Raw genomic sequence first — 22691 nt, 5'->3', positions numbered from 1 at the left:
CGAGCCGCCTGAGCCCATGACCGACGCGAAGCCCGACGCGAGCCCCGAGACCAAACCCGTCGGCCCCGGCGATCAGGTGATCCTGGTCGATGGCTCGTCGTTCATCTTCCGGGCCTATTTCCAGTCGATCAACCAGGATCAGAAGTACAATTCCCGCCCCTCGGACGGGATGCCCACCGGCGCCGTGCGGCTGTTCTGCACCAAGATCGCGCAGTTCCTGCAGGAGGGCGCGGCCGGCACGATGCCGACCCATCTCGGCATCGTCTTCGACAAGTCCGAGGGCTCGTTCCGCAAGGAGATGTTCCCGGATTACAAGGGCCACCGCCCCGACGCGCCCGACGACCTCAAGCGCCAGATGCCGCTGATGCGCGATGCCGTGCGCGCCTTCGGCCTGCACGCGGTGGAGCTGGAGCGCTACGAGGCCGACGACCTGATCGCCACCTACACCCGCCAAGCCGAGGCGCGGGGCGCGGGCGTCATCATCGTCTCCTCCGACAAGGACCTGATGCAGCTCGTGGGGCCGCAGGTGCGGTTCTACGATTTTGAATCCGGCGCCAAGGGCAAGGCGGGTTACCGGCCGGAGCGCAACCTCGACGTCGAGGCGATCATCGCCAAGTGGGAGGGCTTGCAGCCGAACCAGATCGGCGACGCCCTGGCGTTGATCGGCGACACGTCCGACAACGTGCCGGGTGTGCCCGGCATCGGCCTCAAGACCGCGGCGGCGCTGATCAAGGAGTTCGGCAGCCTCGAAACGCTGCTGGAGCGGGCCGGCGAGATCAAGCAACCCAAGCGCCGGGAGACCCTGCTGGCCAGCATCGATCAGGCCAAGCTGTCGCGAAAACTCGTGGCGCTGATGGAGGATGTGCCGGTTCCGGTCGCGCTGGACGATCTGGGCGTGCCCAAGCCCGATCCCCAAAAACTCGTCGGCTTCCTGAAGGCGATGGAGTTCAATACGCTGACCCGCCGCATCGCCCAGATGCTGCATGTCGACCCGGAGGCGGTGAAGCCCGATCCGCGGCTCCTGCCCGGAGCCCGGCCGCACGGATACGGCAATGCGGCCGGCGGCAGCGATGCGGTGCCGTTCTTCGGCGATTCCGTGCCGCCGGATCCCGAGACCGCGGCGGCCGGCGCCGAGCGCGCGCCGGCCGCCGCCCCGCCCGAGCGCGCCGAGATCGATCCGTTCGCTGATCTCGACTTACCTGACGCACCCGCCAAGCCCCGGGCCCCCGTCGAGGCGACACCGGGCAACGTGGTGGCGGCCCGCGCCGCGGAATCCGTGGCGCCGTTCGATACCGCCGCCTACGAGACGGTCGCCTCCCTGGAGCAGCTCGACGCCTGGATCGCGGAGGCCCGGGAGGCCGGGGTGATCGCGGTCGACACCGAGACCGACGCGCTCGATGCCCACAAGGCCGGGCTGGTCGGCGTGTCGCTGGCGGTGGCCAACGGCCGGGCCTGCTACATCCCGCTGGCCCACATACAGGCCGCCAAGGTCCAGGCCGATTCCACCGACCTGTTCGGCGAGGGTGCCGCCGCCTCCGACGTGGCCGAGCCGGTGCCCGGGCAGATCCCGCTGACGGAGGCGATCAGTCGGCTGAAGCCGTTCCTGGAGGATGCGGGCGTCCTGAAGGTCGGCCAGAACCTGAAATACGATTGGGTCGTGCTGGCCCGTTACGGCATCGAGATCGCGCCCTTCGACGATACGATGCTGATCTCCTACGTGCTCGATGCCGGCAAGGGCGGCCACGGCATGGACGAATTGGCCCGCCGCCACCTCGGCCACCAGCCGATCACGTTCTCCGATGTCGCCGGCACCGGCCGCAACAAGGTCAGTTTCGACCGCGTCGCCATCGACAAGGCCACCGCCTACGCGGCCGAGGACGCGGACGTCACCCTGCGCCTGTGGCGGATGATGAAGCCGCGCCTCGTGGCCGAGCACCGGGTCACGGTCTACGAGACCCTGGAGCGGCCCCTGCTCCCGGTGATCGCCCGGATGGAGCAGCGCGGCATCCGGGTCGACCGCGAGATGCTGAGCCGGCTCTCGGGCGATTTCTCGCAGATCCTCGTCCGCCTGGAGGAGGAGATCCAGGAGGATGCCGGCGAAAAGTTCTCGGTCGGCTCCCCGAAGCAGATCGGCGACATTCTGTTCGGGAAGATGGGCCTGCCGGGGGCCAAGAAGACACCCTCCGGCCAATGGGCCACGCCCGCGACGCTGCTGGAGGAGCTGGCCCAGGCCGGGCACGAACTCCCGAAAAAGATCCTGGAGTGGCGCCAGCTCGCGAAGCTGAAATCCACCTACACGGATTCGCTCCAAACCCATGCCGACCGCGAGACCGCGCGGGTCCACACCTCGTTCTCGCTGGCCGCCACCACGACCGGGCGGCTGTCCTCGTCCGAGCCGAACCTGCAGAACATCCCGATCCGCACCGAGGAGGGCCGGCGCATCCGGCGCGCCTTCGTGGCCGCGCCCGGCAACAAGCTGATCTCCGCGGATTACTCGCAGATCGAGTTGCGGTTGCTCGCCCACATGGCCGACATCCCGGAGTTGCGAAAAGCGTTCGAGGATGGGATCGACATCCACGCGGCCACGGCCTCGGCGATGTTCGGCGTGCCGCTCACGGAGATGACGCCCGATCTCCGGCGCCGGGCCAAGACGATCAATTTCGGCATCATCTACGGCATCTCGGCCTTCGGGCTGGCCGACCGGCTCGGCATCGGCCGCGAGGAGGCCTCGGCGTTCATCAAGCAGTATTTCGAGCAGTTCCCGGGCATTCGCGACTACATCGACAGCACCAAGCGGAGCTGCCGGGACAAGGGCTACGTCACCACTTTGTTCGGCCGGGTTTGTCACTATCCGCAGATCCGCTCCAACAACCCGTCCGAGCGCGCCAGCGTCGAGCGGCAGGCGATCAACGCGCCGATCCAGGGCTCGGCCGCCGACATCATCCGCCGGGCCATGACCCGGATGGAGGCGGCGCTGGCGGCCAAGCGGCTCACGGCGCAGATGCTGCTGCAGGTGCACGACGAGCTGGTGTTCGAGGTCTCCGAGGACGAGGTGGAGGCGGCGATCCCGATCATCCGCGGCGTGATGGAGGAGGCGCCGGCGCCGGCGCTGACCCTACGGGTGCCGCTGGTGGTGGAGGCCAAGGCGGCGGGGAATTGGCAGGAGGCGCATTAGGGTTTGAAGTTGCTCAGCTTGGCCTGTGCAATGTCCGAGAAGGGTGGATATCTGCTGGTCTGCTTCCGAGCGGCAGAGGCATCAGAGCGGACGTCGCCGTCCCGCCCGCTCACGACCCTTAGCGGACACCCGTTGGTTCTATCGCTTACGTGCTTTCAATGGCTCGGGCTTCTGACCGTCCGGTAGAATTTTGTCGATGTGGTCGTGGACCATCTGAGCACTGAAGGGCTTGTCGAGGAAAACGGCACCTTCCGGGAGATCACCCGCACCGGGCTTCACCCCGCCTGATGCCACTACAATCGAGATGTCAGGCCATCGACGCGCGGTCGTCCGCGCCACCTCGAAACCATCGGGACCGCCGGGCATTTCAACGTCGGTGAACAATAGAACTATCGAACCGGCGTGATCCTCAAGCAGCTTGATCGCCTCGACGCCGTTTGCTGCCGACAGGGCGTGGAAGCCTGCCTCCTCCAAAATCATTTCTGCATCCATCCGGACGAGAAAATCGTCGTCCGCGACGAGGGCATACGGTGAGTTTGGCGGCTGGGACATGCCCATTAAGCCGAGGGGGCGTGCGAAGGTTCAGATCAGCATGGGCATGCGTGTGGGTATACCGCCACCGACGCGCCTGGACGGATCAAGCATAGGATCAATCCCTAAGCGGGTCGAAGCGTCTGCAAACCACCCCGAGCAGAAGTTGCCGGATGTTTGACGAACGGCCGCTTTGGAGAAGCGCCAACGGCGGTCCAAGCGGCTGGATTGGGTCGCGAGCAGTCATCGCACGCTTAAACTCATTGGGTTCAGGCCTAGGGAAGCTGGCCGGATCGAAGTTGGGCCCAACCGTCCTTGCGAGCGGAGCGAAGCCCTTCACTTGGCGCCACGCTCACGACTGCCCCACCGCCCTGGGCTGCCTCGCTCCGCTCGCAAAGTCGGTGCTTTGTAACGACGTCATTGAACCGCGCGCGGCATCTTGGAGATGCCGCCAAAGGCAGTCATACGCCGTACGCTCATGACGTATATCGTTCTGATCCAGTGACCGACCCTCTCGCCTTCCTCGCCGGCGGCGGCGAAGCCGCGCGCATGATCCGCGCGCGCGACTGGTCCGGCCACCCCCTCGGCCCGCCAGAATCCTGGCCGGCGGAGTTCCGCGCGGCGCTCTCCCTCGTGCTCAACTCGCCGGAATCGATGATCCTGGCCTGGGGGCCCGATCTCCACTTCTTCTTCAACGACACCTACTTTCCGCTGCTCGGGCCCCGCCTGCCCTGGGCCATGGGGGCGCGGTTCGATGCCGTCTGGGCCGATGCCTGGGATCAGGCCAAGCCGATCATCGAGGCCGCCCTGGCGGGCCGGCCGGAGCGCTTCGTCGATCTGCCCTGGCAGCTCGACACCGACCGCGGCGCCCGGGAGACGTGGTGGAGTTTTTCGTACTCCCGCGTCCTCGATGCCACGGGCGACGTGGTCGGGCTGTTCATCCTCACCAGTGAGACCACCGGGCGGGTGCTGGCCGATACCGCCCTCACCGAGAGCCGCGCGCAGCTGGAGGCCGCGCTCACGGAACTCGGCCGGCTCAACGCCACCCTGGCCCAGCAGGTCGCGGACCGGACCGCCGACCGCAACGCCCTGTGGACGCTCTCCACCGACATGATGCTGCGCACCGCGTTCGACGGCACCATGCTGGCGGTGAACCCGGCCTGGACCGAGGTGCTGGGCTGGCAGGCGGATGAACTCGTCGGCCTCAACCTGATGAGCCTCATCCATCCGGACGATCTCGACCGGACCGTCGCGGGGGGGCAGCAACTCGCGTCGGGCGAGCGCTTGGCGCGCTTCGACAATCGCTACCGCCACCGGGACGGCAGCTATCGCTGGATCAGCTGGTCGGCCCGGCCGGGGGAGGGGATGATCAACGCGGTCGGCCGCGACTTCACCGCCGAGCGCGCGCGCACCGAAGCCCTGGCAACCGCCGAGGAGGCCCTGCGGCAGGCGCAGAAGATGGAGGCGGTGGGCCAGCTCACCGGCGGCCTCGCGCACGATTTCAACAACCTGCTCGCCGGCATCTCCGGCTCGCTGGAGCTGATCCAGACCCGGCTCGCCCAGGGCCGGATGATGGATGTTGATCGCTACATCAATGCCGCCCAGGGCGCGGCCCGGCGCGCCGCTGCCCTGACGCACCGGCTGCTCGCCTTCTCGCGCCGCCAGACCCTCGATCCGAAGCCCACCGACGTGAACCGGCTGGTCGCCGGCCTGGAGGAGCTGATCCGCCGCACCGTCGGCCCCGCCATCGCGGTCGAGGTGATCGGCGCCCCCGCGCTGTGGCCGGCTTTGGTCGATCCGCCGCAACTGGAGAACGCGCTGCTCAACCTGTGCATCAACGCCCGGGACGCGATGCCGGAGGGCGGCCGGATCACCATCGAGACCGCCAATGCGTGGCTGGACGCGGACGCCGCCCGGCACCACGACATGCCGCCGGGGCCCTACCTGTCCCTCTGCGTGTCCGATACCGGCACCGGGATGGCGCCCGAGATCATCGAGCGGGTGTTCGAGCCGTTCTTCACCACTAAGCCCCTGGGGCAGGGCACCGGCCTCGGCCTGTCGATGATCTACGGATTCGCCCAGCAATCGGGCGGACAGGTCCGGATCCAGTCCGAGGTCGGCCGGGGCACCAAGGTCTGCCTCCATCTGCCCCGCCATGGCGGCGCGGTGCCGGAGGAGGATCCGCGCGCCGCGCCCGGCGCCCCGCCCCGGGCCGCCCCGGGGGAGACCGTGCTGGTGGTCGATGACGAGCCGACCGTCCGGATGCTGGTGACCGAGGTTCTGGAGGATCTCGGCTACACGGCGATCGAGGCCGCGGACGGGGTTGCCGGGCTCAAGGTGCTGCAATCGGATGTGCGCATCGACCTGCTGGTCACCGATGTCGGGCTGCCCGGCGGGATGAACGGGCGCCAGATGGCCGAGGCCGGACGGGCGACGCGCCCGGGGCTCAAGGTGCTGTTCATCACCGGCTACGCAGACGCGACGGTGCTGGGCCATGGCCAGCTCAGCCCCGGCATGCAGGTGATCGCCAAGCCGTTCGTGATCGAGGTGCTGGGCTCCCGCATCCGGGAGATGATCGGGACGGCTTGACCGCAGCGTCGGTTCGGGCCTCATCGGCGGGATACGCCAGGGAGGACGAGACGCCATGAAGGCGCTGCTGTGCACGCGGCTCGACGGGCCGGACCATCTTGAGATCGCCGAGCGGCCCGATCCGGTCCCGGGGCCGGGACAGGCCCTGGTGCGGATCCGGCTGGCGGCGCTGAACTTCTTCGACACGCTGATCACGGCCGGGCGCTATCAGGTGAAGCCGCCGCTGCCGTTCTCGCCGGGGGGCGAGGGGATCGGCGTGGTCGAGGCGCTGGGGGAGGGCGCTTCCGGTGTCGCCGTGGGCGACCGGGTGATCGTCCATGCCGGGCACGGCTGCTGCGCCGAGACGATCGCCATCGATGCGCGTCGGCTCACCCCGGTGCCCGATGCGGTGCCGGACGAGCAGGCGGCCGGGCTCACCATCACGTACGGCACGTCGCTCCATGCGCTCGCCAACCGGGGGCGGCTCCAGCCCGGCGAATGGCTGGCCGTGCTCGGCGCCTCCGGGGGCGTCGGCCTCGCCGCCGTGGAACTCGGCCGGCTGATGGGCGCCCGGGTGATCGCCTGCGCCTCCTCGGAGGAGAAGCTCGCGGTCGCCCGCGCCCACGGGGCCGAGGCGGGTCTGGTCTACGATCCCGCCACCCTCAAGGACGAGCTGCGCCGGATCTCCGGGGGCGGGGTCGATGTGGTCTACGATGCGGTCGGCGATGCCTACGCGGAGCCGGCCCTGCGGGCGCTCGCCTGGCGCGGGCGCTACCTCGTGATTGGCTTCGCCGCCGGTGCCATTCCGCGTCTGCCGCTGAACCTGATGCTCCTGAAGGAACTCGACGTGCAGGGCGTCCACTGGGGCGCCTTCCTCGAGCATGAGCCGGAGGCGCACCGGGCCGACCAGCGCCGGCTGCTCGACTGGGTCGCCGAGGGCAAGCTCACCGCACAGGTGCACGGGACCTACCCCCTGGCGGAGTTCGCGGAGGCGTTCGGCCTGCTGACCCGCCGGGCGGCGGTGGGCAAGGTTCTGCTCCGGCCCTGAGCGGCCGAGCGACGCGGCTCAGAGGCCGGACCCTCGGCAAAATCGGGGGACAGCTCTGCGCCGGTCGCATTGAAGCAGACGTACAATTTAATCCGCGCCGTCACCGTCTCATGCCAGAACTCTCGCGCCGATGCGCTGGAGAGAGAACGATGAATTGGCTTCGTGGCGTAACTTTCAAATTGGCTTTGCCATCGCTGCTCGGGTTTTTGTTGCTGATTGCAACGACCTACGAGAACTTGTCTCAGATCGCATCGGTCGCGTCTTCAGCCGCGGAAATCCGAGACACATGGATGCGGAAAGATGCCGAGCTGAACGGGCTTCAATTCGGCGTTCTTCGCTATCACACGACGACGATACGCAAGGTCGTGGCTTCCGATGCGGGCGAGAACCGGGATCTCGACCAGGAATTCGTCGAGATGGACGCGACGATCCCGGACGCGTTCCGGCGGTACCGGACCCTGGTCGGCTCCCCCCGCGAGGCGGCGCTCTGGGACGCGTTCGAGACGCGGTGGCAGGGTTATCTCTCGGCCCGCGCCGTCATCATGGCCGCGCTGAAGCGCGGGGACCGCGATGCCGCCCGCGATGCCATTGCCCCGGCCCGCCCGCCGCTGGTGGAGACCTTCGGGGCGCTCGGGGAGCTCGCGCGCGTCAACGCCGAGGGCACGACGCTGTCCGCGCAACGGGCCGACGTGGCCTATCGGACGGCCTGGACCGTCTCGATCGGTCTGCTGCTGGCCGGCCTTCTCGTCACCGGCGCCGGTCTGTTCGTGGTCTGGCATCTGGTCGCGCGGCCGATCCGGTCCCTGGCGGGCGTGATGGGCCGCCTCGCCGCGGACGATCTCACCGCGACGGTGTCCGGGGCCGGGCGGGGCGACGAGATCGGCACCATGGCGGCCTCCGTTCAGGTCTTCAAGGACGGCCTGATCCGGGCCCGGAGCCTCAAGGCGGAGACCGCCCAGGCCCGCGCCAGCGCCGAGGCGCAGCGCCGGGCGGGCGTGCATCAGATCGCCGAGGCCTTCGAGAACGCCGTCGGCGGCATCATCGGCACGGTCTCGGCGGCGGCCTCCGCCCTTCAGGGCACGGCCTCGGTCATGAGCAAGACGGCCTCCGGAACGGCCGACCGCTCCAGGCGCGTGGCGAGCGCGGCCGAGACGGCCGCCACCAACGTCAACACCGCCGCCGCCGCGGCCGAGGAACTTGGCTCCTCGGTCCAGGAGATCGGCCGTCAGGTGTCGAATTCCTCGGCCCTGACCCAGGCGGCCGTCGAGGAGGCCGACGCCACCGCCGATCTCGTGCACGATCTGAGCGGGGCAGCCTCGCAGATCGGCCACGTGGTGACGATGATCACCACCATCGCCGAGCAGACGAACCTTCTGGCGCTCAACGCCACGATCGAGGCCGCCCGGGCCGGCGAGGCGGGGCGCGGCTTCGCCGTCGTGGCCGCGGAGGTGAAGGAGCTGGCGGGTCAGACCGCCAAGGCGACCGACGAGATCAGCGGGCATATCGCCCGGATCCAGGGATCGACCGGCGATGCCGTCGCCGCCATCGGCCGGATCGGCGGACGCATCCAGGAGATCCGCGCCGTCACGACCCTGATCGCGGCCGCCGTGGAGCAGCAGGGGGCGGCCACCCAGGAGATCGTCCGCAACGTCTCCCAGGCGGCGCAGGGGACCGGCGAGGTGACCGGCACCATCACGGGTGTCGCGCAGGCCGCGAACGAGACCGGGACGGCGGCGGATCAGGTCCTCACCGCCGCCTCGGAGCTGACGCAGCATTCCGAGCATCTCGGCCGCGAGGTGACACGCTTCCTGGCAAGCGTGCGGGCGGCCTGAGCGGGCTCAGAGCAGCCCGCGCGCCTTGGCGAGGCCGACCAGATCGGTCTGCGGGCGGGCGCCGATATGCTGGATCACCTCGGCGGCCGCCAGCGTGCCGAGCCGGGCGCTGGCGACGTTGTCGAGGCCGCGCGCATGCCCGGCGAGGAAGCCGGCGGCGAACAGGTCGCCCGCTCCGGTCGTGTCCACAACCGCGTGGACCGGGCTCGCCTCGACGGCGCGGACCTCGCCGCCCTGGATCACCAGGGCGCCCTCGGCCGAGCGCGTGACGAGGCCGAGCAGGTGACGGCCGCGGGCGTTGCGCTCGTCGCGGAGTGCCGCCACGGCGGCCTCGGCATCGTCGGTCTGGTAGAGGCTCTGGAGCTCGCCCATGTTGGCGAACAGGATGTCGATGCTGCCATCGCGGATCAGGCCCAGGAACTCGTCCCGGTAGCGGCCGACGCAGAAGGCATCCGACAGGGTCAGCGCCACGGCGTTGCCGGCCTGATGGGCGATCTGGGCGGCCTTGCGGAACGCATCCTTGGCGGCCGGCGGATCCCACAGGTAGCCTTCGAGGTAGACGACCCGGGCGGACTTCACCAGCGCGTCGTCGACATCCTCGGGCGAGAGCCCCTGGCAGGCGCCGAGATAGGTGCTCATGGTGCGCTCGCCGTCCGGCGTCACCAGGATCAGGCAACGGGCGGTCGCCGCCCCTTCGGTCGCCGGCGGAACCGTGAAGCCGACGCCGGTGGCCTTGAGGTCGTGACCGAACAGGCCGCCCAGCTCGTCGTCCCGGACCTTGCCGACGAAGCCGGTCTTGGCGCCCAGCAGCGCCGCACCCACGGCGGTGTTCGCCCCCGAGCCGCCCGAGACGATCGTGGTCTGGCCCATGGCCTGGAACAGCGACTCGGCGCGGGGCTCGTCGATGAGCTGCATGGCGCCCTTGGTGACGCCCTGCGCGGTAAGGAAGGACTCATCCGCGCGGGCGATCACGTCGACGATCGCGTTGCCGAGTACGAGGAGATCGAGGGAGGCTGTCATCGGGCGTCCTGATAGGGGTTTGTGCCGCTGTGGCATCCGCCCCGGATCGGATCAAGCCGCGGGATCTGCTGGGGGCGGGAGATCGGCGAACAGCTCGGCGACGGGAAGGGTCAGGCCGGGCGGGGTCAGGTCAAGGGTGCCCTCGGTCGCGATGCGGGTCTCGATCAGCTCTTCGGCGCAGCGTCGATGGTGGATGACCAAGCGCGACATTGGGTCGATGATCAGGTAATGCGCCAAGGTCGCGAGACTGAAATAACAAGGCAGCTTGAGTTGCGAGTCGATTGAGGCTCCGCTCGGCGAAAGCACCTCCACCACGATGACCGGGTTCGCCACCTTCACCGCATTCGGGTCGATCAGAGGCCCGCAATACACCAGAGCGGCAGGCGCGAACGTCGTCCGCACATCGATGCGGACCGTCATCCTGTCCGGTATCATGTGGCAGGAGAACCCAGCCGTCTCGATCGCCCGATTGAGGACTGCGTGGGTCGCGTATTTCACGACGCTGTGCCGCGCCTGCTCGGGCGACATCGCGAAGGCCTCGCCATTGAGCAGCTCGTAGCGTTCCGGCTGGCCGTTGGCCCAGAGCAGGAACTCATCGACCGTCATCCGGGATTTCGGCTGTACGACCATCGCATCAGGCTAACACGATTCGCATCCGGGTTAAGCCGACGACGCGTCCAAGTCAGCGATAGTCAGCCCGCGATCTTCTCCAGCGCCACGTCCCGCGTCCGGGGGCCGAGAAGGCCGACCAGCAGGCCCGCGACCAGCATCGCCGCCGAGATGAACAGGAACACCCCCGGCGTTCCGGTCTCGCGCAGCACGAAGGCGATGACGAAGCCGGTAAAAATCGCCGAGAACCGGCTCCACGAATACACGAAGCCCACCGCCCGGGCGCGGATGCCGGTCGGGAACAGCTCGGCCTGATAGGCGTGGAAGCTGTACGACATGACGTTGGAGGCGAGCGTCAGGCCGATCCCGAGCGCCACGATGGCGGTGACCTCCGTCGTCCGCGCGAAGGTAAGCCCGCAGGCGATGTAGACGAGGGCTGCGGCCACGATGACGTGCTTGCGTTCGAACCGGTCGGCGATGAGAAGCCCGATCAGCGGCCCGACCGGGGCGGCGAGCGCAATCAGCGCCGTGTAGGCGAGGCTCGACGTCACCGTGATGCCCTGCGCAACCAGCAGCGTCGGCACCCAGTTGGCGAAGCCGTAGAAGCCCACCGTCTGGAACACGTTGAAGCCGGCCATCATCAGCGCCCGGCGGCGGTAGGGCGGCACCCAGAGGTCGCGGAAGGCGCTGCGCGGCTGGATCGGCTCCGGCGTGGCGGGAGGCGGCAGCGGGCGCCCGGTCTCGGCCGCCGCCTGCGCTTCGAGCCGCTGCAGGATTGCGTCGGCCTCCGCGAGCCGCCCGCGCTCCACGAGCCAGCGCGGGCTTTCCGGCAGGCCCGCGCGCAGCCACCAGACCACCAGGGCCGCCGAGGCCCCGATCAGCACGACCCAGCGCCAGCCGTCGATGCCCAGCGGCGCGGTCGGGATCAGCAGGTAGGACAGGAACGCGACCACCGGCACGGCGGTGAAGCCGATGCCCTGGCACAGGGCGAAGGCCCGGCCGCGGATCGCCTTCGGCACCAGCTCCGACAGGTAGCTGCCGATCGTCACCATCTCCAGCCCGAGGCCGATGCCGGCGATCAGCCGCCAGAGATTGAGGCCGAAGGCGTCGGTCTGGCATGCCATCACGACGTTCGCCGCCGTGTAGGCCAGCAGCGACCACGTGAAGATCGCCCGGCGCCCGAACCGGTCGGCGAGCCAGCCGCACAGCAGGGTGCCGATGAACAGGCCGGTGAACAGGGCCGCCACGAAGCCCGCGACGCCGCTCGCCCCGAACAGGCCGGGCGTCGTCGGGGTCAGGATTCCGGCTTTCACGAGGCCCGGGGCGACGTAACCGGTGAACAGAAGGTCGTAGAGTTCGAAGAAGAAGCCCAGCCCCAGCAGCACGACCAGACGCCACATCGCGCGCGTGGCAGGCAGGCGGTCCAGGCGGGCCAGGATGGCGCCGGGGTCGAGGGGGTCGGCCGGGCTCCGGTCCGCCGTGATCGTCGCCATGGTGCCGCGTTGTCCCTCAGGCGCCGGATCGGTGCTCCGGCGCAGTGCCGCGGAACCCGGCGCCGCGCAAGCAAGCCGTCACGCCCCGAACACCGACCAGCCCATGCGCTGCGTCAGGCGTTCGAGCGCGACCCTTCCGAGATGCGAATTGCCGGCGGCGTCGAGGCCCGGCGCCCAGACCGCGATCGAGGCCTTGCCCGGCGCCACCGCCAGGATACCGCCGCCGACGCCGCTCTTGCCCGGCAGGCCGACCCGGTAGGCGAACTCGCCCGAGCCGTCGTAATGGCCGCAGGTCAGCATGATCGCGTTGATGCGGCGCGCCCGCTCGGCCGAGACCACCGAGTAGCCGGTCGAGGGGGTGCGGCCGTTATGGGCCAGGAACCGCCCGGCCGTGGCGAGCTGCCGGCAGGTCATCGCGATGGCGCAGTGGTGGAAGTAGACGCCGAGCGTGTAGTCCACCGGATTGTCGATGACGCCGAAGGATTTCATGTAGTTGGCGAGCGCCGTGTTGCGGAAGCCCGTGCGCTTCTCCGAGGCCGCCACCGCCTCGTCGATGGTGATGCTGGAATCCTGGGCCAGGAACTGCATGAAGCGCAGGATCTCGCCCAAAGCCTCGCGGGGCGCGTGGCCGGACAGGATCACGTCGGTCACCGCGATGGCGCCGGCATTGATGAACGGGTTGCGCGGCACACCCCGTTCCCGCTCCAGCTGCACGATGGAGTTGAACGGGTTGCCGGACGGCTCGCGGCCGACCCGCTTCCACAGCCGGTCGCCGACCATGCCGAGCGCCAGGGTCAGGGTGAAGACCTTCGAGACGCTTTGGATCGAGAACGGCGTCTCGCTGTCGCCCCCGGCGAAGACCTGCCCCTCCGCGTCGATCACCACGATGCCGAACTGGTTCGGATCGACATGGGCCAGTTCGGGGATGTAGTCGGCGACCGCGCCCCGGTCGGAGCGCTGGGCCATCTCCTCGGAGATCTCCCGGATGACGAGGGCGAGGTCGGGCAAGGTCAGGCTCGGGGGCGGGACGTTTCGGCCGCGGGCCGGTCTACGACGTCGATGCAAGGTCCGGTCCGCAACGCTCTACCAGCGAGGCAGGAGACTGCGAACCGCGTCGTGAGAGGTAGCACGCTCATGCACGAAGGGTCACGACGCGCGCCCAGGCGTGTCTCCCTCCCCGCAAAGGGGGGGAGGGACGGTGCGTCGGTCATCGATCCGGTCAATCCGCTCCGTGACGCTCACGCGGCGGCGAGCGCCATCGCCATCGATTCCTTCTTCATCAGCTCGCGGAAGAAGCCGTCGAGATGGGTCAGCTTGTCGGGCGACCCGTCCTGGGCGATGCGTCCGCCATCCAGCACCACGATGCGGTCGAAATCCTGCAGCGTCGAGAGACGGTGGGCGATGGCGATCACGGTCCGGCCCTTCATCAGGTTCGCGAGCGCGTGCCGGATCGCCTGCTCGGACTCGGCGTCCAGCGCCGACGTCGCCTCGTCGAGGAGCAGGATCGGCGAGTTCTTGAGGATCGCCCGCGCGATGGCGATGCGCTGGCGCTGGCCACCCGAGAGCTTCACGCCCCGGTCACCCACGATCGTGTCGAACCCCTCCGGCAGGGACTTGATGAAATCGGTGCAATGGGCCGCCTCGGCCGCCTGCCAGACATCCTCGTCGGTGGCGTCCGGCCGGCCGTAGCGGATGTTCTCGCGCAAGCTGCGGTGGAACATCGAGACGTCCTGCGGCACCACCGTGATCGCCTCGCGCAGGGATTCCTGCGTCACCCGCTGGACATCCTGGCCGTTGATCCGGATCGCGCCGTTCTGCACGTCGTAGAAGCGCTGGAGCAGCGAGAACAGGGTCGACTTGCCGCCACCCGACCGGCCCACGAGACCGACCCGCTGGCCGGGCTCGATCGTCAGATCGAAATCCGTGAAGACGGGGCGCCCATCCGGGTAATTGAACGCGACGTGGTCGAACTCGATCTTCGCGCCCTGGCCGCTGAGCGGTTGCGCCTCCGGGTGATCCACGAGGTCGTGCGGCTGAAGCAGCGTGTGCAACGCCTCCGACAGGCGGGCGGTGTGCTGCGTGGCATCGACCAGCGCGACCGCCAAGTCGCGGGTGGCGGCGAGGATGCGGATGCCCAGCGTGCAGACCAGCACGACCTGGCCGTTGGTCGCCTCCTTGGCCTCCCACATCTGGATCGCCCAGTAGAGCAGGCCGAAGACCGCGAGCACGGTCAGCACCGCGTGCACGATGCGCAGCTTCTCGAGGTAGAGCAGCGACGAGCGGCGGGCCCGCATCTCGGTGCCGATGGTGCCCTCGAAGCGCTGGCCCTCGCGCTTGAACGCCGAGAAGGCGCGCACGAGCGACATGTTGCCGACGAGATCGACCATCTCGCCATCGACGGAGGCGGCCTTGGCGGCGAAGTCATGGTGCAGCGGCTTGCCGGCCGCGGCCATCTTGAACATCAGCAGGACGACGGCGGCGAAGACGCCGGCCAGGATCGCCGCCATCGTGGTGCTCACGGTGGCGATGTAGGCGATCGACCCGAAGGCCGCGACCGTCGGCGGCATCACGTTGAACACGAACATGTTCTCGACCGTGAAGATCGCGTTCGAGGTCGCCGTGATGCGGGATGCCAGGGTGCCGGGCTGACGGTCCGAGAAGAAGGTCGGCGAATGGCCGGTCATGTGCCGGAACAGGTCGCGCCGGATATCGCCGGTCACGCCCACGAAGGTGAAGGCGCCGGTCAGCGCGGCGACGCGCCAGAGCATGTTGTCGGCGGCGATGAAGGCGATCAGGACCGTGAGCGCGCTCCAGACCGCGGTGTTGCCCTGGCCGGGTCCCTTGGTCAGCGCGTCGACCACGCCCTTGAGGGCGTAATCGGTGGACACCGAGAAGCCGACCGCGCCGAGCACGGAGATCAGGATGACCAAGTGCGGCAGCCAGCGGCGGCGGAGATACCGTCCGACGAAGGCGAACGGCCTCTCGGCGTATCGGTGCAGCTCTTCCATCGCGGTGACCATTCCGTATTCGCGCGGCTCTGGCTAACGGGCAAGGCGGAGTGCAGCGCGGGCGCAGTCTAACCCGCAGCGGCAACGCGAGAGCGTTGCCATATGTTGCACCAGTCCGCACCTCCCGTGCGCTTTTATCCGTCAAATCTGAACACCGCTTGAGCGGTGTGGAAACACGCAAGCGAATCCGATGCCGGAGTTTCTCAGGCCGTGCGCTCGGCGGCCTGGGTGTCGGATTGGCGGGTCTCGGGCATGATCAGCGCCACCAGCAGGAAGGCTGCGAAGCCCACGCAGGCGAGCCCCAGGAAGGCGCTGTGGCTGCCGAGGCGGTCGGCCATCACCCCGGCCAGCGAGGTCGAGAGGGCGGCGCCGATACCCATCGCGGTGCCGACCGCGCCGAGCGCGAGGTTGAAGCGTCCGGACCCGCGGGTGAGGTCCGAGACGATGAGCGGCACCATCACGCCCAGCACGGAGGCCGAGATCCCGTCGAGCACCTGGATGGCGACGAGGCCGTAGGGGTTGGTGGTGTAGGCGAGCATTAGGCCGCGCACCGGCAGCGCGCCGAATCCGAACAGCAGGACCGGGTAGCGGCCGAACCGCTCGGCCGCGCGCCCGACCGCGGGGGCGCTCACCGCCAAGACCGCCTGCGGGACCATGATGCAGGCCGCCACCAGCGCGGTCGCGGTCTCGCTCGCCCGCAGGGTCAGGACGCTGCCGACCAGCGGCAGCATCGCGGCGTTGGCGAGGAAGAACAGCACCATGCAGGCCGAGAAGCACAGGAGCCCGCGGTTGGTCAGGAGGCTGCGGATCCCGTCCTGCCCGGCCGTCTGCGGCGCCTGCAGGCGCGACGGCTCCTTGAACACGCCGGGATCGATGTCCCGGGCGCGGATGCGCGTGAGCGCGATCACCGTCGGAATGCCGAGCGCTGCCGTCAGGTAGAACACCGCGCCGTTCGACAGGTAGTAGCCGATGGCGCCCATCCCGGCGGCGCCGAGCGCATTGCCCAGCGCCGCGAAGCTGGCGTTTCGGCCGAGGCGCTCGCCGGCTTGCGCGCGCCCGACGAGGCCGATGCTGATCGCCGCGATGGCCGGCGTCAGCACGCAGCTCGCCGCCGAATGCGCCGCCATCGCCAGCAGGACGACCAGAAAGCTCGGCCAGATCGCCAGCGCGAAGGCACTGCCCGCGATGCCGATCACCGCCACCGAGGCGGCGAAACGCTTCGAGCGGACCACGTCGACGAAGGCCCCGCCCGGCACCTGACCCAACAGGGCGACGAGGCTGCCGACCGTGAGCGCGAAACCGATGTCGGACTGGGTCCACTTGGCCTGCGAGAAGTAGACGGCCAGGAACGGCCCGAAGCCGGTCTGCAGGTTGGCGACGAAGAACGCGAAAGCGTCGAGGCCGTAGCGGCTCGCCGGCGAGATCCGGCGTTCGCCGACGGAGGCGCTGGCTGCCGGAGCCGGCTCGCGCGGCATCTCCATCCCCTGATCCTTCAGGCGCACGGCCCGCGCGCGGAGATCCTGCCGGGGCACGTCGCGCTCGCGGGGGGTAACGGCGGTGCGGACCTTCAATCGGGCCACCGTCATTTATCCGGCGCCTTGTCGGGTGCGGCGGTGGGCGGGGTCTGGCCCGTACCGGCGGGGGGAGCCGGAGATGCAGCCGAAGGCGCCGGGCTGGCCGCAGGGGTGGATGTCGGGGCGGGGGCAGCGGCGGGCGCAGCCGCCTGATCGCCCTCGGCCGACGGAGCCGCGGGGCTCGCGGGGCCCAGCACCACGATCGGCTCGCCCGACTTGTACTCGGGCGACACGCGGACCTGGTTGCGGGTCAGCGCCACCGACAGCTTGCGCTCCTTGCCGCCGTCCGACGAGAAGCGCAGGGCGCGCCAGTCGACGGCGATCTTGCGGGTGCCGACCCCCAGGAAGCCGCCGAAATCGATGATCGCGGCCCGCGGGTGCCCGTCCTTGTCGATGATGATGTCGATGACCCGTCCCAACTCGTCGCCCTGGGCGCTGCGCACGCTGCGCCCGAGCAGGCTTTCGTAGTCCTGGGTGTCGAGCACCGTGGCGGGCGTGCCCTGCTGCGGTTGCGCCGTCGGCGGCGCGGCCGTCACGGCCGGCGGCGGCGCCGGGGCGGTCGCGCCCGGGGCCGCCGGAGGAGCCGGATTCGCCGCGGGGGGCTGCGGCGCGGCTTGGCCGGACGCGCCGTCGCTTCCGCTCGCCTGGACCTGCGCCGCGGCTCCCGACGCCCAGAGGGCGAACGTCACGACCGCGATCATCCGGTTGGTTCTGAACACGCTACGTCCTCTGAGGAAGGGCCAGGCCGAGCCGGCACGCCGGCGCGACCACAGCCATGTCGGCCGGGTCCGGGCCGGCCGCCGACAGGTCTACGCCTGCGGACGGTCGTCGTGCCGCAGGACCTGGGCGAAGTTATGGACCCCGGTGGCCGCGCCGCAAGGTTCGCGCCGCGGCCTATGGCGCGGGCGTCTGGTTTTCGCCGCATCCTGAGAGTAGACAACCGCCGATAAGTCACGCGAGCCGCGGACATCACCGCGGCCCTTTTTTTGAGGACCACACGATGCCGACCCTCTCCCCGTCGCGGTGCTCCGCCCTGCGCGGCCTCGCGCTCGGCGCGGCGCTTGCCGCCCTCATGGCCGGCTGCCAGGCGCTCGGAGGCGGAGGGGGCGTGATGCCGGCCTCCGATGTCGGGCTTCCGCCCTCCATGCGCGACGCGTTGCCGAACCGGCAGGCCCGCAACGCCGCGGTGGATGCCGACGGGCAGCCGCTCCAGACCGCGCCGACGCGGCAGATCGCAATCCCCAAGACCGCCGGCAGCGCGACGCGCTCCGCGGATGCGGGCGACCGGCGCATCCGGCGCGAGGATCTCGATGGCGGCAACGGCGCGGTCGGGTCCGGCACCGGCAGCGGCTCCGTGGGCCCGACGATGGCGCCGGGCGGCAGCGTCGGTCTCGGCGGGAAGTTCTGAGCGACCGGACCCGCCCGCGGCGGACGGCCCCGGTCGTCCCGCCGTCTTAGCCAACCCCCTGTGACGGTGCGCCCGCGAGGACGCCCGGCTCGATGTCGACCACGTAGCCGCCGAGATCGGTGCTGTAGCTGAGCGCGTTCCAGGGCAGGGGGTGATGGGTCTCGCCGAGGCCCAGGAACCCGCCGAAGGCCAGCACCACGTAGGCGACCTGTCCGGAAACCTTGTCCACCATGATGGTGTGGATCGCGCCGAGATGGCGGCCGGTCCGGTCGTAGACGTTGGCCCCCTCGACCTTGTGCGAGCCGATCAGCCGGGGGCTCTCGTCGATCGCGAGGCCCTCGCCGGCGGGGTCGAGTTCGAGGGTTCCGGGCTTTCTCACGGCGCGTTCGGTGGGCAGGTCTGTCGGCATGATCACTCCCTGTCGGGGAATGCGGGACGATCCGCATTCCGTGGGTCCTGCGAACCAAGCGGGACGCGGGAGACCGGTTCCACGCGCCCGGCCTGCTCAGGGATCCGCCGCCATGCCGGCCTGGGCCCGCCGCTCGTTGACCCGGTCCCGGACCGCGCGGCTGGCCAGCAGCATTTCGAAGCCGAAGGCGACGAGGGCGCACAGCGTGCACAGGATCGCCGCGCCGAATAGCCCGAACAGCAGTGTCGCCACCGTCGCGTCGCGGAGCGCTCCAACGAACAGCGTCAGCACCGAGCCGCAGGTCGCGACGCCGCCGAGGGCGGCCAGGAACACGGCGGCGTCGAGGGCGAGCGAGCGCCGATGCAGCCGGTCGAGCCGCCGGCCCAGACGAATGCGCTCCGCATCCGCTGCCTCGGCGAGCTGCCCGGAGATATGATCCGCCTGATCCGCCACGCGGGCGAGCCGCGCGCCGAAGACGTTCAGCAACGTCGCGATGCCGGACAGAAGGAAGACCGGGCTCAGCGCGACCTGGACGACGTGAGCCGTGCTTTCCAGGGTGGTGGCCAGGGTCGTGGGGATGAGCGGGTCGGTCATGCCGCCGGGCAGATGGGCCGGCTGGCCCGCCAGGGCAATCCCGGCGGCTCAGACCAGGCCGCGGCCCGGTTCCGTGCCGGAGGTCGCCGGCTCGGCGCGGATGCCGATCCCGAGCGCCGTGACGAGCCCGGCGGCGAGCAGCAGTGCGAGAGTGAGGGCCGGAGCGAACATGCAAGCACTTCAGCGGCAAGATCGTTAAGAACAGGTTTCGCGTGGGCCGGATCGGTGAAACATCTTCGTGCCGGCCGGATCGGGGCCGTTGGGTGTGGATTTCCGTGCGTGCCTTGTGGATGAGGGGCGCGTGAAGGCGATTTCCCCTTGGATTCCCCTTGGAACGGCAGCGGTACCGCTTAGTTGCTGCTATGCTGTCTCGGCCGTGGGGTGATTATGCCCCGGCCTGCGGCCCGAGAACCGGAGGAAGTTAATGGCCACTAAGACCGAGAAGGCTGCGCCGAAGGCGGCCAAGACCACCAAGACTGCTGACAAGGAGGCTCCTGCCAAGGCCGCTCCGGCGAAGGCTGCCAAGCCCACCGCGACCAAGGCCGCCGCCGGCGCCAAGCCGAACGCCCTGCAGCAGCCGCTGAAGCCCTCCGCCGATCTCGGCGCGATCGTCGGCACCAACCCGCTGCCGCGTGGCGAGGTTGTCAGCAAGGTGTGGGAATACATCAAGAAGCACAACCTGCAGAATCCCGAGAACAAGCGCGAGATCTTGGCCGACGACAAGCTGAAGAAAGTCTTCGGCAAGGACAAGTGCTCGATGTTCGAGATGAACAAGCACCTCGCTGCGCATCTCAAGGCCTGATCGCTCCCTAGAGCCAAGCCCGGCCCAAAGTCCGGACTATCGGCTCTAGGAGCATCGCGGGACGACGACGCGCTACTCAGGCGCCCGCTGGCCGTCGGGTGGCGACGACGCTTGTGCGCGATCCAGACATCGAACGACCGATCGGTGTCGAGGCGCGCTGCCCCGGGCCGGATCGGGCCGTTTGGCGCTTGCGACGGCTGAGCGTTCCTCAGCGCGGCCGTCTAGGCGATGCCTTGCAGGACGCCGCCGTCGACGCGCAACGCGGCACCCGTGGTGGCGCTCGCCGCGGGGCTGCACAGATAGGCGACGAGATTCGCCACCTCCTCCACCCGCGCGAGGCGCTGGATCAGTGAGGAGGGACGGTGCTCTGCGACGAAGGCGCGGCCCATGGCGTCGAGATCGGCATCGGCCTTGCCACCGGCCATCTGGGTCATGAAGTCCGCCACGCCCTCCGAGAGCGTAGGTCCCGGCAGGACGCTGTTGACCGTCACGCCGCTGCCCGCGACCGTCTGAGCGAGGCCCCGGGAGATCGCCAACTGCGCGGTCTTGGTCATCCCATAGTGGACCATCTCGGTCGGGGTGTTCACACCGGATTCGCTGGAGATGAAGATCACCCGGCCCCAGCCGCGCTCGGCCATGCCGGGCGTATAAGCCCGAGACAGGCGCACGCCGCTCATGACGTTGACGTCGAAGAAGCGCTGCCAGTCGGCATCCGGAATCTCGAAGAACGGCTTCGGCTCGAAGATCCCGGTGTTGTTGACCAGGATGTCGATCGCAGGGAGCGCGCTAACCAGAGCGGAGACGCCCTCCGCGGTGGCGACATCGCCCGGCGCCGCGAAGGCGCGGCCGGATTTCGCCTCGCCCCGGAGCTTGGCCAACGTCGCCTCGACCCGCTCGGGGGTGCGGCCGTTGATGCCGACCTCGGCGCCGAGATCGCAGAGTTCCTTGGCGATGGCGTAGCCGATGCCGGCGGTCGAGCCGGTGACCAGGGCCTTCCGGCCGGTGAGATCGAGATCCATGGTGGTCTCCTGTGGTGCGATGCAGCGTCAACGCTCGAGCGCGGCGCGGGTCACATGTCGGGATCGGCTAACCGGCCTGACTCCGCCGCAGGACGCTCGCACAGCCGCCGATCACCGCAAGCGCCGCCGCGCAGGACAGCGACAGCGTGACGGCCCGCTCAGACCCAAGCCCGTGGGTCAGGCCGAAGATCACCGCCACGAGGGCCGCGCCCAGCGACTGGCCGGTGAGCCGCGCCGTCGATTGCATCCCGCTGGCACCCCCGGCCCGGTCGCGCGGCGCGGAGGTGACGATGACCTTGTTGTTGGGCGACTGGAACAGGCCGAAGCCCAAGCCGCACAGGGTCAGGCGCCAGACGATGTCGAAGGTCGCGGGCGCTTCGGGCAGGAGCGTCATGCAGACGAGGCCGGTCGCCAGCATGGCCAGCCCGATCCCGCCGAGGATGCCGGGCGGATAACGGTCGGCGAGGCGTCCCGAGATCGGCGCCATCGCGGCGACCGCGATCGGCCAGGGGGTGAGCAGGAAGCCGGTCTGCGTGCTGGAGAGGTGCAGCACGTCCTGGAAGTAGAAGGGCAGCGCCACGTAGGACACCATCTGGGCGCAGAACGAGGCGATCGAGGTCGCCATCGACAACGCGAAGGCGGGGATCCGCAGGAGGTCCACCGGCAGCAGCGGTGCGGGCAGGCGGATCTGGCGCCGCACGAAGATCGTCCCGATCACCAGCGCGCCCACCAGTTCCGCGGCGGCGATGCCCTGGCCCCCGGGATCGCCCAGCCCGTCGATGCCGATGATCAGCAGGCCGAAGGTCAGGGCGTTCAGCACGGCGCTCACGCCGTCGAAGGGCCGGCCGCTCGCCGGCGTCACCGGCAAGGTGCGGGTGGCCACCGTAAGCGCCAGGAGGCCCACCGGGATGTTGACGAGGAACAGCCAGGGCCATGTCGCCACCGACAGGATCGCGGCCGCCACGGTCGGCCCGGCCGCCGAGGCCACCGCCACGACCAGCGCCACGTTGGCGACCCCCTGGCCGATCATCCGATGCGGGTAGATGAAGCGGACGAAGCCGATGTTGACGCTCATGATCGCCGCCGCGCCGAGCCCCTGGACGATGCGGGCCGCGATCAGCAGGGGCAGGCTCGGCGCGACCGCGCAGGCCAGCGAGGCGGCCACGAACACCGCGAGCCCCGGCAGGTAGACCCGGCGGAAGCCGAAGATGTCACCGAGCGCGGCAAACGGCAGGAGGCTCGCGGTCACCGCGATCTGGTAGGCGTTGACGATGAAGATCGCGTCGGCGGGCTTGACCGCGAGATCCTTGGCCATGATCGGCAGCGCCACGTTGACGATGGCGCCGTCGAGGACCGCCATGGTCATGGCGAGCCCGACCGCTGCCATGGCGAGGACCCGCTCGCGGGGCGGCAGGCCGTCCTGAGGGCTGCCGCTCTTGGCGGCGCCTGGACCGGGCGGGACCTGCGCCATGATCGCGCGCGCTCCTGCGGCGTCGGGACAATCCGCGACGTCGATGGCTGGGACAATCCTGGCGCGACACGCGCCGGGGACGCCGCACCCTGTCGCGCGGGCGGGGCGGCCCGTCGAGGGGCGTGGTGTG

18 protein-coding genes and 1 pseudogene are annotated in these 22691 nt (G+C 69.7%); 6 read left to right on the top strand and 13 right to left on the bottom strand.

All coding sequences use genetic code 11. The features are described 5' to 3' along the window. Window positions 1-16: 16 nt before the first annotated feature. Complete coding sequence (gene polA / locus OXS27_RS10645) at window positions 17-3175, top strand: DNA polymerase I (protein WP_267356105.1); 3159 nt, start codon at window positions 17-19, stop codon at window positions 3173-3175. A 138-nt stretch (window positions 3176-3313) separates the two neighbouring features. Here polA and OXS27_RS10640 read toward each other — a convergent pair whose 3' ends face one another. Continuing rightward, window positions 3314-3727, bottom strand: coding sequence for a response regulator (locus OXS27_RS10640; protein WP_243924271.1), 414 nt, complete (start codon window positions 3725-3727; stop codon window positions 3314-3316). 480 nt (window positions 3728-4207) lie between these two features. Here OXS27_RS10640 and OXS27_RS10635 point away from each other — a divergent pair, with 480 nt between their 5' ends. From OXS27_RS10635 to OXS27_RS10625, 3 genes are all read left to right on the top strand, one after another. Continuing rightward, complete coding sequence (locus OXS27_RS10635) at window positions 4208-6295, top strand: PAS domain-containing sensor histidine kinase (RefSeq protein ID WP_267356100.1); 2088 nt, start codon at window positions 4208-4210, stop codon at window positions 6293-6295. A gap of 55 nt (window positions 6296-6350) precedes the next feature. Beyond that, a complete protein-coding gene (locus tag OXS27_RS10630) occupies window positions 6351-7322 on the top strand; it encodes an NADPH:quinone oxidoreductase family protein (protein WP_267356098.1) in 972 nt (323 codons plus the stop codon). A 149-nt stretch (window positions 7323-7471) separates the two neighbouring features. After that, on the top strand, window positions 7472-9154 hold the full coding sequence (locus OXS27_RS10625) for a methyl-accepting chemotaxis protein (RefSeq protein WP_267356096.1): 1683 nt from the start codon (window positions 7472-7474) through the stop codon (window positions 9152-9154). Window positions 9155-9160: 6 nt separating this feature from the next. Here OXS27_RS10625 and OXS27_RS10620 read toward each other — a convergent pair whose 3' ends face one another. The 7 genes from OXS27_RS10620 to OXS27_RS10590 all read right to left on the bottom strand — a co-directional run bounded on the left by OXS27_RS10620 (window position 9161) and on the right by OXS27_RS10590 (window position 17559). Further along, a complete protein-coding gene (locus tag OXS27_RS10620) occupies window positions 9161-10174 on the bottom strand; it encodes an adenosine kinase (RefSeq protein WP_243924281.1) in 1014 nt (337 codons plus the stop codon). Window positions 10175-10225: 51 nt separating this feature from the next. Next, window positions 10226-10780, bottom strand: coding sequence for a Uma2 family endonuclease (locus OXS27_RS10615; protein WP_267356093.1), 555 nt, complete (start codon window positions 10778-10780; stop codon window positions 10226-10228). Between the two features lie 86 nt (window positions 10781-10866). Next, on the bottom strand, window positions 10867-12276 hold the full coding sequence (locus OXS27_RS10610) for an MFS transporter (RefSeq protein WP_267356091.1): 1410 nt from the start codon (window positions 12274-12276) through the stop codon (window positions 10867-10869). A 78-nt stretch (window positions 12277-12354) separates the two neighbouring features. Beyond that, the gene (locus OXS27_RS10605; RefSeq protein WP_243924298.1) at window positions 12355-13284 is read right to left on the bottom strand and encodes a glutaminase; all 930 of its coding nucleotides are present in this window, start codon (window positions 13282-13284) and stop codon (window positions 12355-12357) included. Window positions 13285-13514: 230 nt separating this feature from the next. Next, window positions 13515-15284 carry an ABC transporter ATP-binding protein gene (locus OXS27_RS10600; protein WP_243924300.1) on the bottom strand — a complete coding sequence of 590 codons (1770 nt, stop codon included), beginning with the start codon at window positions 15282-15284 and terminating at the stop codon, window positions 13515-13517. A 203-nt stretch (window positions 15285-15487) separates the two neighbouring features. Then, window positions 15488-16870 (bottom strand): MFS transporter, encoded by a 1383-nt coding sequence (locus OXS27_RS10595; protein ID WP_267356088.1) that lies wholly within the window; start codon window positions 16868-16870, stop codon window positions 15488-15490. Further along, a complete protein-coding gene (locus tag OXS27_RS10590) occupies window positions 16867-17559 on the bottom strand; it encodes a PRC-barrel domain-containing protein (protein WP_243924337.1) in 693 nt (230 codons plus the stop codon). The genes OXS27_RS10595 and OXS27_RS10590 overlap by 4 nt, the downstream gene beginning before the upstream one ends. 299 nt (window positions 17560-17858) lie before the next feature. Between OXS27_RS10590 and OXS27_RS10585 the strand changes: the two genes are divergently transcribed. Beyond that, a complete protein-coding gene (locus tag OXS27_RS10585; RefSeq protein WP_243924303.1) occupies window positions 17859-18266 on the top strand; it encodes a hypothetical protein in 408 nt (135 codons plus the stop codon). Between the two features lie 49 nt (window positions 18267-18315). Here the strand turns inward: OXS27_RS10585 and OXS27_RS10580 are convergent. The 3 genes and pseudogenes from OXS27_RS10580 to OXS27_RS10570 form a co-directional block, all read right to left on the bottom strand. Next, window positions 18316-18675 (bottom strand): annotated as a pseudogene (locus OXS27_RS10580) (PRC-barrel domain-containing protein); the annotation flags it as partial. 96 nt (window positions 18676-18771) lie between these two features. Next, window positions 18772-19269 carry a DUF2721 domain-containing protein gene (locus OXS27_RS10575; RefSeq protein ID WP_267356086.1) on the bottom strand — a complete coding sequence of 166 codons (498 nt, stop codon included), beginning with the start codon at window positions 19267-19269 and terminating at the stop codon, window positions 18772-18774. Window positions 19270-19317: 48 nt separating this feature from the next. Continuing rightward, a complete protein-coding gene (locus tag OXS27_RS10570) occupies window positions 19318-19440 on the bottom strand; it encodes a hypothetical protein (protein ID WP_267356084.1) in 123 nt (40 codons plus the stop codon). Between the two features lie 253 nt (window positions 19441-19693). On the opposite strand from OXS27_RS10570, the gene OXS27_RS10565 reads away from it, so the two are divergent. Beyond that, window positions 19694-20071: an SWIB/MDM2 domain-containing protein gene (locus tag OXS27_RS10565; RefSeq protein ID WP_243924306.1), complete on the top strand. Its 378-nt coding sequence runs from the start codon at window positions 19694-19696 to the stop codon at window positions 20069-20071. 221 nt (window positions 20072-20292) lie between these two features. Here OXS27_RS10565 and OXS27_RS10560 read toward each other — a convergent pair whose 3' ends face one another. Both OXS27_RS10560 and OXS27_RS10555 read right to left on the bottom strand, forming a co-directional pair. Continuing rightward, entirely contained in the window at window positions 20293-21090 is a 798-nt protein-coding gene (locus tag OXS27_RS10560; RefSeq protein ID WP_243924307.1) for an SDR family oxidoreductase, read from the bottom strand. A 67-nt stretch (window positions 21091-21157) separates the two neighbouring features. Continuing rightward, window positions 21158-22561 (bottom strand): MFS transporter, encoded by a 1404-nt coding sequence (locus tag OXS27_RS10555; protein WP_243924308.1) that lies wholly within the window; start codon window positions 22559-22561, stop codon window positions 21158-21160. Between the last annotated feature and the right edge of the window lie 130 nt (window positions 22562-22691).

Origin of the sequence: Methylobacterium sp. GC_Met_3 (assembly GCF_026540775.1) — a bacterium.
Lineage (GTDB): Bacteria > Pseudomonadota > Alphaproteobacteria > Rhizobiales > Beijerinckiaceae > Methylobacterium.
Note: the sequence above shows the minus strand (reverse complement) of the source record. Positions and strands in the feature narration are given on the sequence as shown.